We start from the raw sequence: 12,776 nt of genomic DNA, 5'->3' as shown, positions 1-12,776 counted from the left end.
GGCCGGCCATTGCTACAGGTGGCGGAGTGTTACCCAGGTCCTGATACCGATCTGTCACGCAGGTCCTGAGACCGGACAGTCGGCTGGACCAATGTCTAGCCCCACCACATGCTTGACGAATCCGTCCCAGGACATGCCTGACAGATGATCTAGGCAAGCAGTGGTTAATCAGGGTTCGTACTTGCTGCGACGTTTGGAACGTGGTGGACGAGGCAGCCGTCGCGGAGGGAGGCGGCCGCTACCCACCCGCGGTGGGGGCCCACCACTGACCCAGCACAAGGCGAGGGTCGCCACGAGGCCCACGAGCCCGAGGATCTGCCAGATGCGGGCGTCGGCAACTTCATCCGGGGTTTCAGGTGCGATCAGGCCGCTCGGATCGACCAGCACGGTGAGCGTCTCACCTACGGCGAACTCATCGTCCCAGTGCCGGCAGATGTCCCCGAACAAGGGTGTGCCGTCGCTGAGCCGCAGGCTGTAGCAGTGCACGTCGAATCCGCCTGAGCGGGTGGAGTAATGGGCGACGTCGTGGTCCACGACTGTCGCGACCACCGGCTCCCCATGCAGGGCGAGCACAGTGAGCCGAGGGGCCTCCATCATCGTGAGCACCCAGAAGAAGGAGGCGACGAATGCGGCCATCGCGACCGCCTTCACGGCGAGCGAAGCCTCGCTCCACACGCTGTTCCAGACAAGTACGCTCGCAACCACCATCGCTATGACCAGCGCAACCATAGGCAGCTCCTCCGACCAGGCGAACAGGTCGGCGAGCGCCGCGATCAACCCAGGCACCGTGAAGCAAGCGACCAGGGAAAGTCGGCGGCGCCGTGCGCTGCCGGACCGAGGGAGCGAAGGTGGCACAGCCTGGATTGTGGCCCAGGCCCGCAACGGGGAGACCACGCGGACGTCGGTTAACCGAAGGTGGAGCGCGAGCACCAGTCGATTGGCGGTCATGTCAAGCATCTGGTGGGACGCGCATGTCAAGCATGTCCCGTGACACGACACAGTCGGCTGGACCAAGCGGTGTGAGGACTTTCTGTACGAGATCAAGGCGGCCCGCTTCGCGGGCCGCGCGCGCCGCCGACCCTGGGCCGGGCCCATGGCCCGCCGCCGCGCCTCTGGCCTTCGGCCGCCAGCGCGTCGGTTGCAGCCCGCCGGCGGCGCGACATACGACGAAGCCCCGGGCCGCCATGCGTACTGGCAGATCCGGGGCTTCAGCATCAGTCGACACAAGGGAAGTGCCTCCGGCGGGTCCTCAGGCACTCCGGGATAGTTGGCGCCATCCCGACGACCTCCGTCCGGGCAGAGCCGAGCGGGTGGGGCCTGCCCGGTCAAGGTCGTTCAGACGTAGGGTGCTCCACCTTGACCGGGCAGGCCCCACCCGCTCCACGAATGTGCGGACGAAGGCCGACGGGATGGTTGGGAAGCGGCAGCGCTGCAGCCGGCGCGATCCGAGCAGCTTAGACGTCAGCGTCCAAGGTCAAGACCAGCAAGGTCGCTGCGACGACGAAGCAGCATTTCATCTGTTGCTGGCATGAGTCCGGCTCGGTCCCCACCCGGTGCCAGGTCCAGCTCCCCGTCGGCGACGGCCCGGGCCACCGCTCTGAGGTCAACGTCAAACTTGGCTTCACGGCCGACCAACTGGGCGCCCTGCTCGGAATGCCGCAGCTCATTCAACAGTGAACCCTGGCTGAGCCGCGAGCCTGGGCGCTCGCGTCCCTCACACTGACCACGCTGCCCAGTCAGGGGCAATTGGCAGGGACCGTGTTGCTCCAGAAGCGGTTGGTTAGATCGCCTGGGTCGGGACGGCCATCATTGGCCGAGAAACTGATCTGGATACCGGAAAGGCACGGAATTGGGAGGTCGATGGCTATAGATCGTTGACCGGATGCCCGAGTGATCCAGTAGTAGTCAAATACTCCGTCTGTTCCGATCCGTGCCCCCCGGATAGTAACTTCTGCATTGGCGAGAAACCCCGATCCCGTCAGATGGAAGACGGTGCTCTCCCCCGACCCGCTCGTGGACACCTGCAGTTGGGGCCTGACTTCTGTCGGAGGGGGCGGAGGCGGAGGGGGCGGAGGCGGAGGGGGCGGAGGCGGAGGCGGAGGCGGCGTGGGCGGCGCCGGCTGCCAACACCACAAGGTTCCGTCTGTCTTGACCGCCCAGATTTCCTCGTATGCCCCAGCAGCGATTCGGCTAAATCCCTCGCCCGGCATCTTTAGAAATCCTGTTCCGTCGGTCGTGGTCCACACCTCGCCAGCACCGTTGACCAGCCAGACTTTCCCTTCAACGCTGACCGAGACGTCAACCCACGGCGTCGTTGCGGGTCCGGCCTGATTCCAGTTGCCGGTGGTGGGGGATCGATAGAGGAGAGACCCGTGCGCATTGATGCCCCACAGGTCACCATTATTGAGGCCGGCGAGGCGCTTGAATCCAATAAGGGCTGTCCGCTCGCTGAATGTTTTGCTGTCCGTCGTTTGCCACATCGCGCCATCGTCGCGGCACACCCATACCGACCCCCACACTACTGCGACCTCTACCAATGGTTCGATGCCAGGAGGGACTCCTATTTTCACCCATCTCCCATCTGAGGAGCGCCACCAAAGTGCCCCAGAGGAGGTCACGGCCCACACGCTGTCATTGAGTGCTACGGCCATAGTGGCAATGGCATCTGGTCTGGGTACCTGACTCCCACGGCGGGGAGGGTATGCGCTCGCACTGCCATAGCGCCAGAGCGTTCCATCCTTGGCGGACAGCCAGACTTCGGGGGCTTTCACAGTCTCTCGAATGGCAACGTCTTTCAGCTGCGGCAACGTGGCCTGGTTCTCGCCAGGCTCAAGCTCATATCTCGGCATCCAAACTCTTTCCATAACCTCCTCCTCTAAAGGTCTGCCCGGTCTACCCTCAGTTCGCTAGGGCAAACACGTTGATCCTGCATAGTTCTCCAAGGTCACGCCGGTCCGATTGGCGATGTTCGCTCGCTACCGTGGGTGTAAGGGGTTCAAATCCCCTATGCGCTCCACTGCTCTGGCTCGGTGTCGGCCCCGCCGCTAGCGTTGCTTGCGTGACGAGGGAGACCGAGCCGGAGGTGCAGCGGCTGCGGGACCAGGCGCTGACGTGCGTCGGTCGCTCGTCCGGTCGGACGCCGATCCGAACCGCGCTGTACCACCTGACGCGAGGTCGGGTCGACCGGCGCCCGCGGTATTCGGTCGGCCAACTTCCGACACTCGAAACACCTTGGCAGGACACCGTCTCGGGCCGGTACTTCGGGTGGCGCTGTAGAGGAGCGAACTTGGACGGCCGGTTCGCCTTCGTGGTCGAGTACATCGTTTGCCGGACCTGCCAAGCGGCTTGGGTGGACAAGCCGTACACGGCTGAGGAGTACCAACGGAAGGGGCTTGCCTCGACCGGCTTGAGGGCGCTTCGCGAAGAGAACCCGGGGCTGCGATGGTTCACGGGCAGCGGACACGTGAGAGACGCGAGAGCCTTCTGGGTATCTGTCGGCATGGGTGTTCCTGGCGGGTACGAGGAGCGCGAACTGTGCGAGCACATCGATAGGCACGGGGGCGTGAAGCCACGCTGGCTGCTCAGGCGGCAGCGGCGACACAGTACGAGTGATCGCCGCTGCCGCCACTGACCGACCGAGAGGCCAAGCTGACCGGCGGCGCGGCCTGTGGCACCAAGATCAGGCCGTTGCCAGGCCGTGGAAGGTGAACCAGTAGCGACAGAGGTTGACCAACGCTGGCTGCCTGAGTTCCAGGTCGGGAGGCGTGAAGCCCGCTTCGATCGTCTCCAGGTGCCAAGGAGATCCATACCGCTGGAAGTGGCCAGCCGTCGGAAGGTCGACTGATCAAGGATCTTCACGTTTTGCGATCACGTCGGTACTCTTCGCACCCATGGCGTCGCGCGAAAAGTCGAAGCTTTGGCAGTACTGGGGCTATGGCGTCCTGGCAGTGCTCCTCCTGTCTCTCGGTAACAACGCGGTCGGGCCCGGCCTCTACGCGGTGCTCGTCGGCCTACTGATTCTCTTCGTCCTCTTCCAAGCGCCCGTGTACTGCGGCGCGATCAACCGGAAGCGGGGCGGTGTCGTCGAGTTCTGCCGCAACAACTCGGCCGGCTTGGTCCTGGGCTGCCATCTTCGACAGCACAAGTGGCAGAAGTTCGGGCGTGACTGGTGGTCTCTCGGCTGGCGCGAGAAGACCAAAGGCATCTGGACTGGGGCATCCGCGAAGCTGGCGACCGTCAGTGGCGTCGTCGGTACCGTTACCGGGGTCATTAGCGTTTTCAAGTAGCCACCCGCCTGCCGCGCCGAGTGATGCAGACCGTTGAGCAGCGGAAGGCTGGCGGCCTGCGAGGCTAAGCGGTACAGCAGCGGAGTACAGCAACCGACCACACCGAGCGGAACCATGGTGACCACCATCGCACTGTCGACCAGCGGTGCGAGCCGCACCGGACCGCGTTGCCGATCTCTGGGGGTCAAGGGGTCGTCGGTTCGAATCCGGCCGTCCCGGCAGGTAGAGAGGCCGCTAGCCGGAGCATATATCCTGGTAAGCGGCCTCTTGTGTTTCCGGGCGTAGACCTGGTTGGCGGGCTAAACAGCGCGTAGCTGGGGACCATCTGGGGACCGGCGAGCCTGCAGGTGTGCACTCAGTGCCGCTCCCGCATCTCTGATCGATTGGCGATCGGGGTGCAGGTACCGCTGGGTCGTGGTGAGCGATCCGTGCCCAGCGATCTTCCGCAAGACGTGGACCGGCACACCTGCGTCAGCCATCCACGTGAGGCCGGTGTGGCGCAGGTCGTGGCGACGCAGATGTTCGTAGCCCAGAGCCGTGACGACCTCGTCCCAGTGGGTCGCGTCTCGCAGCACTGCGGTGCTGATCCGACCGCCACGAGAGCCGGTGAAGAGTCTGGCGGCTGGGCCATCGCATGGCATGAGTCGACGTGTGAGCAGCTCCCGCGCCTCCACGATCAGCGGGACCACGCGAGCGCGCTTTCCCTTTGTGCCCTTGTCTACGAGACCTCCAGGGCTGGGCGTCGTCTGTCGCCGGACTGTCCAAGTCCAGTTCGTCAGATCGATATCGCCGGCACGGACGCCAGCCACTTCACCGATGCGCGCTGCTGTACAGGCAGCAAAGATCACGACATCACCCCAGCCCTGGAACCGACCAGCCGAGGGCTCTACGAGTGCGTCGGCGAGCCGCGTCAGGGCATTCCAATCCGGCAACGCCAGCGATCGGGGATCATCGAGTTCATCTTCCGCGCGCTGATACTCGCGTTGCCATCCGCTCACCTTCGCCGGGTTTCGATCAAGGACGCCGTCGCGCACCGCTTGCTCCATCACGCGCACGAGAATTGCAAGGCTGTTCTTGACCGTTGACAGACTGCACTCATCAGCAATCCAGCCGTGAACGGTCCGGTCGACCACACCGTTTGAAATCATGCGAACCGGAAGGTGACCCAGCGAGGGGACCACGCGCTTGCGCCATCCAGCCAGATAAGGGTCGAGAGTCTTGCCTTCAAGACCCCGAACGGCCAGCTCCATGACAGCATCCCCATAGCCAGCCAGCCGCACCGTGGCAGCACTGGGATCGACACCACCCAGAGCGGCGGGAATCATGCCCTCGATCTATGCATTGGGAGGGACCAGCTCTGCCGGTTTCCGGGTGGCAGCGGGCAAGCCGCTTGTTCGGTCGCCGCGCCATTGGCCGTGGCTGGTTCTGTCGCTCGTCGCTGTGCTGCGTGCAGGGATCGGGGCTTGACCCCTGATCCTGGACACGGGGGTTATGCGGCCGGGGCCAGCGTAGCTGGCGCTGGGCGGGTGTTCTTCTCGTAGGTGATCGGTGATTGCTGTCCGAGCCGGGAGTGGCGTCGAATGGTGTTGTAGCGGTGCAGCCAGCGGAATGCGGCGAGTCGGGCTTCGCGTTTGTCGGTGAAGGCGCGGCGGCCCTGGAGGGTCTCGCGTTTGAAGGTGGCGTTGAACGACTCCGCGGCCGCGTTGTCGGCGGAGCTACCGACCGCGCTCATTGACTGCCGGACCCCTGCCGTGGTGCAGGCGGCGGCGAAGGCCCGGGAGGTGTATTGAGCTCCGTGGTCGGTGTGCATGATCGCCCCGTCGAGGCTGCCCCGGGTGCGCTGCGCCGCGTGGAGGGCGTCGATGACCAGGTCGGTGCGCATGTGGTCGGCGATCGCCCAGCCCGCGAGGCGCCGGGAGTGCAGGTCGAGGACGGTGGCCAGGTAGAGGAATCCGCGGTCACCGACCGGCAGGTAGGTGATGTCGCCGACGTAGCGTTGGTTCGGCGCGGGGGCGGTGAAGTGCCGGCCGATCAGATCCGGGGCCTTCGCCGCGGCCGGGTCCGGCACCGTCGTACGAGTTCGCCTGCGCAACCGCAGACCCTGCACGCCGAAGCGGCGCATCACCCGCGCGACCCGCTTACGGTTGACCAACTGCCCGGCATCGCGCAGCTCGGCGGTGATCCGTGGTGCTCCGTACGTGCCGTCGTGCTCGGCGTGCACCGCCCGGATCCGGCTGGCCAGCGCGACGTCCGCGGCCTGCCGGGCGGCCCGCGCTTCGGCGGCCGATCGCCAGTAGTAGAAGCTCGAGCGGGACACCCCGAGGATCTGACACAACCGCTTCACGCCATAGCGCTGCTGATGGTCGGCGACGAACTGGAAGCGGTTCACCAGCGCGTCTCCCCGGCGAAATACCGGGCCGCCTTCCGCAGAATGTCCCGTTCCTCCTCCAACTCCCGCACCCGCCGCCGCAACGCCGCGTTCTCATCCTCCACCGACCCGGACGCCGGCGGCGCCGCCGGCCCGGCCGCTGCGCCCCGACGCTGATCATCAGCGCGGACCCAACTGCGCAACGTCTCCCGATTGACGCCCAGATCGTCAGCGATCTGCGCGATCGTCGCCCCCGGCCGAGACCGGTACAACGCGACCGCGTCGGCCTTGAACTCGGCGGGGTAGTGCTTGTTCACCATCTGTCAGGGACTCCTGATCTCCCCGGACCATCACGATCCAAGGCTCAAGTGTCCAGGACCAGGGGGCAACTCCCATCGTGGCTGTGCCAGTGTCATGGGCCGTGCGCAAGCAAGCCCAGGCGGAGCGCGGTGAGGCGACGCCGGACGCGGCGGTGACGGTGTACGTGCTCCAGATGAGCAGCGGCGAGGAGATCGGCCTGTCGCGGATACTGGCCGGCAGGCGTCACGACGAGCTGCTGCGGCAGTGGCGTCAGTACCGGGGCGAGATGGAACGCGGCAACGTGCCGTCGAAGCACGAGACGGTCGGACCCATCGACGTCGTGGACCAGGACGACGACCGCGACAGTGACCGTCCAGGTCCACGCGATCTGGTGGAACGAACAGATCAACCTCAGCGGCGCAGCCCACCCGTGGCGGTTCGAGACCCGGCGGGACGCCGGCGGCTGGCGGGTGTGGGCAGCCGACCTGCCGTCGTGGTGCGGTGTGCACGTCCGCCCGGACACCTGCCGTTGACCGTTACCGGCCTCGCTCGGGGTTCTGCCGCTCATGTGCGGGTTGATGGTCTGCTATGCCTTGGTAGTCGGGGCGATAGTCCCGTCCACTCGGCGGGCTTCCATCACCGATACATCGGTCGCCATCAGCTTCACGAGGTTGTGCGTCGGTGTCACCATGACGGCGTGTTGGTGTTCACGCGGTCGCCGACGGGCGAATGGATCCCGTGGCGGGTAGGCCGGCAGCGTCTCGCATGGCGGCCAGTCCCGCGCGCGCCGTGGCGGGCGCCCTGGTACCACTACGAGCCGTTCGGCCCACGAGACCGTGAGCTCTTCGACATGCTGAACGTGGTGGGCGCGCTGCTCGCGACGCTGGTGGTGTGGCCGTGGCGGGCCGTGACGAACAGGTGGCCAGTGATCGCCTATGTGCCCGACGACCCTGAGGGCAACCTTCAGGTGCACCGCACCGCACCGATGCGTCGTGCCCAGGCAAAAGCGGTCGCCCGTGAGTGGGCCGAACACATCAAGCGGTACGGCGAGCCACCCGCGCAGTAGCTCGAAGGCCATCGACTAGTGAGCCTGCCGGCCGGCGGTTGGACTCCTGCCGGATCGCTTCCGTGAGTTCCCGCCACGAGCCGGCCGAGGTATTCATCATCCGCGCCGTTAGAGCAGGCATCTTTTACACCTCGTCGTCCGTGCCGCGCCAACGGCGCCAAGCGACGGGGACCCACACAAAGCAGAGGGCCCAGAGCCCGATGCCGAACCCACTCCACAAGCGACCTGTTGGAGCAAATGCACGGGCGTCCTTGGCCCAGTTGTGGCTCTCGTTGTAGACGACGGTCATGGTCGTACCGACCTTCGGCTCTCCGCTCCAGGCCCACAGGTTGACCTCGTCGCCCGTGTCGGCGAGTTGCACCCGGACAGTACTGCTCCTGATGTGATGTTGTACGTCCACGACCTGGGCTTGTCTGGTGCTCCCGTTGGCGTTGAGCCAGAGCGCCTGACCGACGGTGAACATGCCCCACAGCACCATCACAGCGCTGAACACGGTGCCAGCCAACAATCGAAGGCGCGCCGGATTCGGAGGTGGGGCCATGATCGGCTCGGAGCGGGGGTGTAGCGGGGCCACGCCACCAGCATCACATTGACCAGCAAGCCCCTTCGGTTGCGGCTCACAGCAACGACCAACACAAGCCCGAGTGCCCGGCGGCTGGACAGGGGCACGCTAGTCACTGCGCCGTCGGTTGGCCTCCTGCCGGATGGCCTCCGTGAGGTCGCGCCAGGTGCCGGCCGAGGTCTTCATCATCCGGTCGATCATCGACCGGGCGGAGGCTTCGTCGGTGAAGTCGTACGACACCTCCTGCCCTCCGTCACCACCGAGGCGGCCACGGACCCGCCAGAGCCGACCGTCCGAGAGCAGTCAGATGTCGCGCCGGGCCATCCGACCCCAGTGAGGTCGGGCCGAAGCGCGGTGCCGGGCTTTCGTCCGGTCCGTTTCTTCGGCCCGCCTCCCGAACCGGACGTGCAACTCTCGCTGCATCCGGCTCTCCACGGACTCACGTCGGCTGGGTCAGGCGACGTGTCGGGGGTGTCCAGGGGTTGGGGATCACGCTGCGGCGTCGGTACCGGGACACGGTGACCGAGGCCGGGTTGAACAGGGTGAGCTGTCCGTCGGTGATCGTCCATCCGCCGGCCATGAAGCGCCGTCGGAGTTGCTTCCACGTCAGGCCCTTGTGCCGTTTCCGGATCCAGATCGCTGTCCGGTGCCAGGTGAAGGCGCCGAGGTAGCTGAAGGTCCATTTCGACACGCCGTGCTTGAAGTAGTTGCTCCACCCTCGTAGTACGCCGTTGACGCGTTCCAGCAGGGCGGTCAGGTCGGCTTGTGCTGAGCTGTGGGTGAGCGTGCGGACCTTGTCCTTGATCGCGGTGACCGCTTTCTTGGACGGGTACGTGTATACGCACCGTCTACCCGTGCCCCGTTTCCGGTGCCGCTGGATGCGGAACCCGAGGAAGTCGAAGCCCTCGTCGATGTGGACCACCATGGTCTTCGCCGGTGACAGGCGCAGGCCCATCCCGGCGAGGACCACGGCCACCTCGTCGCGCAGCTGTTCGGCGTCACGCCGTTCGCCGTGCACGAGGATGACGAAGTCGTCTGCGTAGCGGACGAGCCGCCAGTTCGGCTGGCCGTGCCGGCGGCGTTTCGCGCGCAGGACTCTCGTCGACATCGCCGTCTGCCACGTGTGCTGGGCGAAGTCGTCCAGCACGGACAGGGCGATGTTGGCCAACAGCGGAGACAGGATGCCCCCTTGCGGCGTCCCGGTGTGTGTTTCCTCGCGGGAGCCGGTCTCGGTGAGGATTCCGGCCTTGAGGAAGGCTTTCACCAGGCTCAACACGCGCTTGTCCCCGACGCGTCGACGCATCCGCGCCATCAGCGCGGCGTGGTCGATCGAGTCGAAGCACGCCTCGATGTCCGCTTCCAAGATCCATTCATATGACTTGGATGTCAGAAGATGGATGTCGGCGATGGCGTCCTGAGCGCGCCGGCGGGGCCGGAAACCGAACGAGCACGGATGGAAGTCCGCCTCGAAGATCGGCTCCAGCACCAGCTTCAGCGACGCCTGCACGACCCGGTCCGCGACGGTCGGGATCCCCAACCGGCGCTTCTTGAGGCTGCCCGGCTTCGGGATCAGCCGCTCCCGCACCGGAAGCGGCCGAAACTCACCCGACCGCACCGCCTCCCGGATCATGCCCATGAAGGGTTCCGCACCGACCAGCGCCTGAAGGTGATGGGCGGTCAAGCCGTCCACACCAGCGCTGCGCGAGCCGGTGTTACTCCGCACCCGATCCCACGCCACCATCAGGAACGCGGGATCGGTGACAAGGTTGAACAGATCATCAAACCGGCGAGACCGATCCTCGCCTGCCCATCGATGCAGCTTGGTCTGAATCTCCAGTACCCGCCGCCACGCCTCATCGAGGCTCGGCCACGGCGCGCCGGTATTCACCAGCGACCTCCTGGCATGACAATCCCTCCCTGCGAACCCGCTGCCCGCCTTCGCCATGCAGACGGCTCTCCCGCCCTCGGACTACTACGCGGACTCCGCCCCATCGAGGTGCCCCGGCAGGACAACGTGCCCTCCCATCTCCGCCACGCTGGCCGCGTCGCGGCGGGTCCGCACCCAGACGGTTCCCACGTTCACCACCGATCGATCGACGGAGGAGGTGCCCAACTTTGCCCCTGCGGCCCGCTGCGGGTACGCCGTAGACCTTCCCCGCAACCACCACGACGAGGGGATCAACCCCGCCGTGGAGCCCACCCGGACGGCGCTAGCCCGGATGGTTCGTCCGCGATCCCGGCCCATATCCGCCAGATTTGAGCCGGTGGTGGAATTAAGAGGCGTTACACGTCGGTTCCTCACGTACACCTTTCCGTCTCGCTTGCCGAACCTGGGCCGTCTGGCAGTACCAACCCATCCCGGCGTTGTCGAGGCCGCTTCCCACCCTCCCGCGCGTTCCCGCGATCAGGCTGCCTCCAGCTTCACGCCCACTGCTACGACAGCAGACGGGTGAAGGTCTCCCACCTCCACTCGACCGATAGCGCCTCGTGGCGCACCGACCCATTCCACCAGCGACCACGTACCCTCCACCCGACGCAGCCTGGTCGAACACACGTACGAACCGGGCGGCCGCCTGCGGATTGTTCAAAGTTTCTGTACGTCTTCAAGGCGGCCCTTGACGGGCCGCACGCGCCGCCGCCTGGGCGCGCGCCGGCCGCTGCCGCTGTCGCCACGGCAGGAGAAAGGCGGCAAGGGCTTGTAGTGCGAAGACAGCGGCAGCGATCGTCGTGGTGGAGCCACGTCGCTGTAAGGCTGTGGTGACAAGGCGACCGGTCACGGACAGGACGCCGAGCAATCCGGCGATGGCGGCGGCCAGGGCGACGGAATGGCCCCAGCTGGTGAGAGCCGCGACGAGGTAGATGGTGAAGGTCGCGATTGCAGCCGCGTGTGCGGTGAAGGCGGTAGCCAGAAGCCAGAAGCCGCGGTCCCGCAGCACGACCCGCAGTTGGAGGCGTGGCAGCTGGGCGCGTGAGTCGGAGGTAGTGGCAAGGCGGGGTTGACGCAGAACCAGGGCGTGCAGCGGGACGGTGGTCAGCCCGTGGACGGCGGCGAGGACGAGGAGTGCGTCGCGCCAGCCGTGCTGGTCGACGAGGTAACCGGTTAGGGGCAGGAAGATGGAGCTGGCGAAGCCGGCGACGTGGCTCGATGGGGCCGCCATCAGGCAGTCGGAGGTCGATCGTGCACGACGGTGACCATGGCCTTCTGCGTCTTGGTTGCGTGGCGCATGGTGACCAGGCTGGCCGCGATCCGAGTGAGGCTGGCGGCGATGGCGAAGAGGGCGAGCGAGTGCGCCGGGAGGTCTGACCGGGCGTAGGTCGCGATCACGATGACATCTCCGGCGAGCGCAAGGGCGGCGATGGTCGTGGTGGCGGCGAGTGCGTGTAGGGGGCTGGCTTCGGGTAGCCAGCGCATGAGTCGACCCGTGGTGGCGAAGGCTCCGGCGGCGGTGGCGATCGCGATGATGATCAGTGGAATGGCGGGGATGGCGGCCAGTAGGGCGACGAGGCTGGTGTGCCAGGGGTGCGGCTGTAGGAGCAGCAGCCACCAGATCCCTACGAGGGGTCCGGTGCCGATGTACCAGGCGATGGTGCGCCGGGCGTAGGCGGTGGCCAGTTCGCCGGCGAAGGCGTCCGCGACCGCTTGTGGGGTGCCGAACTGAGCGATCGCGGCGGTGACCGCGTCGCGTTCGGGCAGGCCGGCGGTCATGTGATCAGTGATGGCGTGGTCGAGTCCGTCGCGTAGTTCGGCGAGGATCTCCTCTCTGCGCCGACGTGGCCCATACAAACCTGCCGCGAGGTCGCTCAGATATGCGTCCAGGCGTGCCGTGGCGGCTCGCAGGGTCAGGTGGTCGCTGGCCATGTCCGCCTGCCCAGCACAGCGGTGACTGCGGTGGAGAACGTGTCCCAGACTGCTCGCTGCTCGCCGAGTGCGGTGCGTCCCGCTGGCGTCAGTTGGTAGGCGCGGCGGCGACGCCCTCCGACGGTCTGCCAGTCGCTGGCAATTAGGCCTGCGCGTTCGAGGCGGTGGAGCGCCGGGTAGACGGTGCCGGTCGGCAGGTCGAGCGCCCCGTCGCTGCTGGCACGGAGGGCTTCGATGACGGCGTAGCCGTGTTGTGGCCCGGGTTCCAGGACGGCGAGCAACAAGGCGTCGAGATGGCCTTTGAGTAGCTCCGGTCGCATCGGCAACACCTGACC

At 66.3% G+C, this 12,776-nt stretch carries 12 protein-coding genes; 3 read left to right on the top strand and 9 right to left on the bottom strand.

Features of this window, described 5'->3' with window-relative positions:
• Positions 1–168 precede the first annotated feature (168 nt).
• Positions 169–777, bottom strand: a complete 609-nt coding sequence (locus Q2K19_RS31970; protein WP_302766068.1) for a hypothetical protein — start codon at positions 775–777, stop codon at positions 169–171.
• Positions 778–3,058: 2,281 nt separating this feature from the next.
• On the opposite strand from Q2K19_RS31970, the gene Q2K19_RS31965 reads away from it, so the two are divergent.
• Both Q2K19_RS31965 and Q2K19_RS31960 read left to right on the top strand, forming a co-directional pair.
• Positions 3,059–3,631, top strand: coding sequence for a hypothetical protein (locus Q2K19_RS31965; protein ID WP_302766067.1), 573 nt, complete (start codon positions 3,059–3,061; stop codon positions 3,629–3,631).
• 259 nt (positions 3,632–3,890) lie between these two features.
• Positions 3,891–4,286, top strand: coding sequence for a hypothetical protein (locus Q2K19_RS31960; RefSeq protein WP_302766064.1), 396 nt, complete (start codon positions 3,891–3,893; stop codon positions 4,284–4,286).
• A gap of 299 nt (positions 4,287–4,585) precedes the next feature.
• Here Q2K19_RS31960 and Q2K19_RS31955 read toward each other — a convergent pair whose 3' ends face one another.
• Both Q2K19_RS31955 and Q2K19_RS31950 read right to left on the bottom strand, forming a co-directional pair.
• Positions 4,586–5,611: a site-specific integrase gene (locus tag Q2K19_RS31955; protein ID WP_302766063.1), complete on the bottom strand. Its 1,026-nt coding sequence runs from the start codon at positions 5,609–5,611 to the stop codon at positions 4,586–4,588.
• A 164-nt stretch (positions 5,612–5,775) separates the two neighbouring features.
• Positions 5,776–6,974, bottom strand: a protein-coding gene (locus Q2K19_RS31950) for an IS3 family transposase (protein ID WP_302764626.1) whose coding sequence is annotated in 2 segments (ribosomal slippage) — positions 5,776–6,686 and positions 6,686–6,974 — 1,200 coding nt in all. Because the reading frame shifts where the segments join, the coding sequence is not laid out codon by codon here.
• 101 nt (positions 6,975–7,075) lie between these two features.
• On the opposite strand from Q2K19_RS31950, the gene Q2K19_RS31945 reads away from it, so the two are divergent.
• The gene (locus tag Q2K19_RS31945; RefSeq protein WP_302766061.1) at positions 7,076–8,020 is read left to right on the top strand and encodes a hypothetical protein; all 945 of its coding nucleotides are present in this window, start codon (positions 7,076–7,078) and stop codon (positions 8,018–8,020) included.
• Between the two features lie 124 nt (positions 8,021–8,144).
• Here the strand turns inward: Q2K19_RS31945 and Q2K19_RS31940 are convergent, their stop codons facing one another.
• The 6 genes from Q2K19_RS31940 to Q2K19_RS31915 form a co-directional block, all read right to left on the bottom strand.
• Positions 8,145–8,513 carry a hypothetical protein gene (locus Q2K19_RS31940; protein WP_302766060.1) on the bottom strand — a complete coding sequence of 123 codons (369 nt, stop codon included), beginning with the start codon at positions 8,511–8,513 and terminating at the stop codon, positions 8,145–8,147.
• A gap of 177 nt (positions 8,514–8,690) precedes the next feature.
• Positions 8,691–8,822 (bottom strand): hypothetical protein, encoded by a 132-nt coding sequence (locus Q2K19_RS31935; RefSeq protein ID WP_302766059.1) that lies wholly within the window; start codon positions 8,820–8,822, stop codon positions 8,691–8,693.
• Between the two features lie 199 nt (positions 8,823–9,021).
• The gene (ltrA, locus tag Q2K19_RS31930) at positions 9,022–10,470 is read right to left on the bottom strand and encodes a group II intron reverse transcriptase/maturase (protein ID WP_302763313.1); all 1,449 of its coding nucleotides are present in this window, start codon (positions 10,468–10,470) and stop codon (positions 9,022–9,024) included.
• A gap of 715 nt (positions 10,471–11,185) precedes the next feature.
• Positions 11,186–11,740, bottom strand: a complete 555-nt coding sequence (locus tag Q2K19_RS31925; RefSeq protein ID WP_302766058.1) for an MFS transporter — start codon at positions 11,738–11,740, stop codon at positions 11,186–11,188.
• Positions 11,740–12,441 (bottom strand): permease prefix domain 1-containing protein, encoded by a 702-nt coding sequence (locus Q2K19_RS31920; RefSeq protein WP_302766057.1) that lies wholly within the window; start codon positions 12,439–12,441, stop codon positions 11,740–11,742. Before Q2K19_RS31920 ends, Q2K19_RS31925 begins: the two co-directional genes overlap by 1 nt.
• Entirely contained in the window at positions 12,423–12,761 is a 339-nt protein-coding gene (locus Q2K19_RS31915) for a PadR family transcriptional regulator (RefSeq protein ID WP_302772864.1), read from the bottom strand. The genes Q2K19_RS31920 and Q2K19_RS31915 overlap by 19 nt, the downstream gene beginning before the upstream one ends.
• Between the last annotated feature and the right edge of the window lie 15 nt (positions 12,762–12,776).

It is taken from the genome of Micromonospora sp. NBRC 110009 (assembly GCF_030518795.1).
Taxonomy (GTDB): Bacteria; Actinomycetota; Actinomycetes; order Mycobacteriales; family Micromonosporaceae; genus Micromonospora.
Note: the sequence above shows the minus strand (reverse complement) of the source record. Positions and strands in the feature narration are given on the sequence as shown.

Excerpts from the sequence above, each read along its gene's own strand:
- Q2K19_RS31960 (WP_302766064.1), top strand. The coding sequence starts at position 3,891 with ATGGCGTCGCGCGAAAAGTCGAAGCTTTGGCAGTACTGGGGCTATGGC.
- Q2K19_RS31955 (WP_302766063.1), bottom strand. The coding sequence starts at position 5,611 with ATGATTCCCGCCGCTCTGGGTGGTGTCGATCCCAGTGCTGCCACGGTG.
- Q2K19_RS31925 (WP_302766058.1), bottom strand. The coding sequence starts at position 11,740 with ATGGCGGCCCCATCGAGCCACGTCGCCGGCTTCGCCAGCTCCATCTTC.
- Q2K19_RS31920 (WP_302766057.1), bottom strand. The coding sequence starts at position 12,441 with ATGGCCAGCGACCACCTGACCCTGCGAGCCGCCACGGCACGCCTGGAC.
- Q2K19_RS31915 (WP_302772864.1), bottom strand. The coding sequence starts at position 12,761 with ATGCGACCGGAGCTACTCAAAGGCCATCTCGACGCCTTGTTGCTCGCC.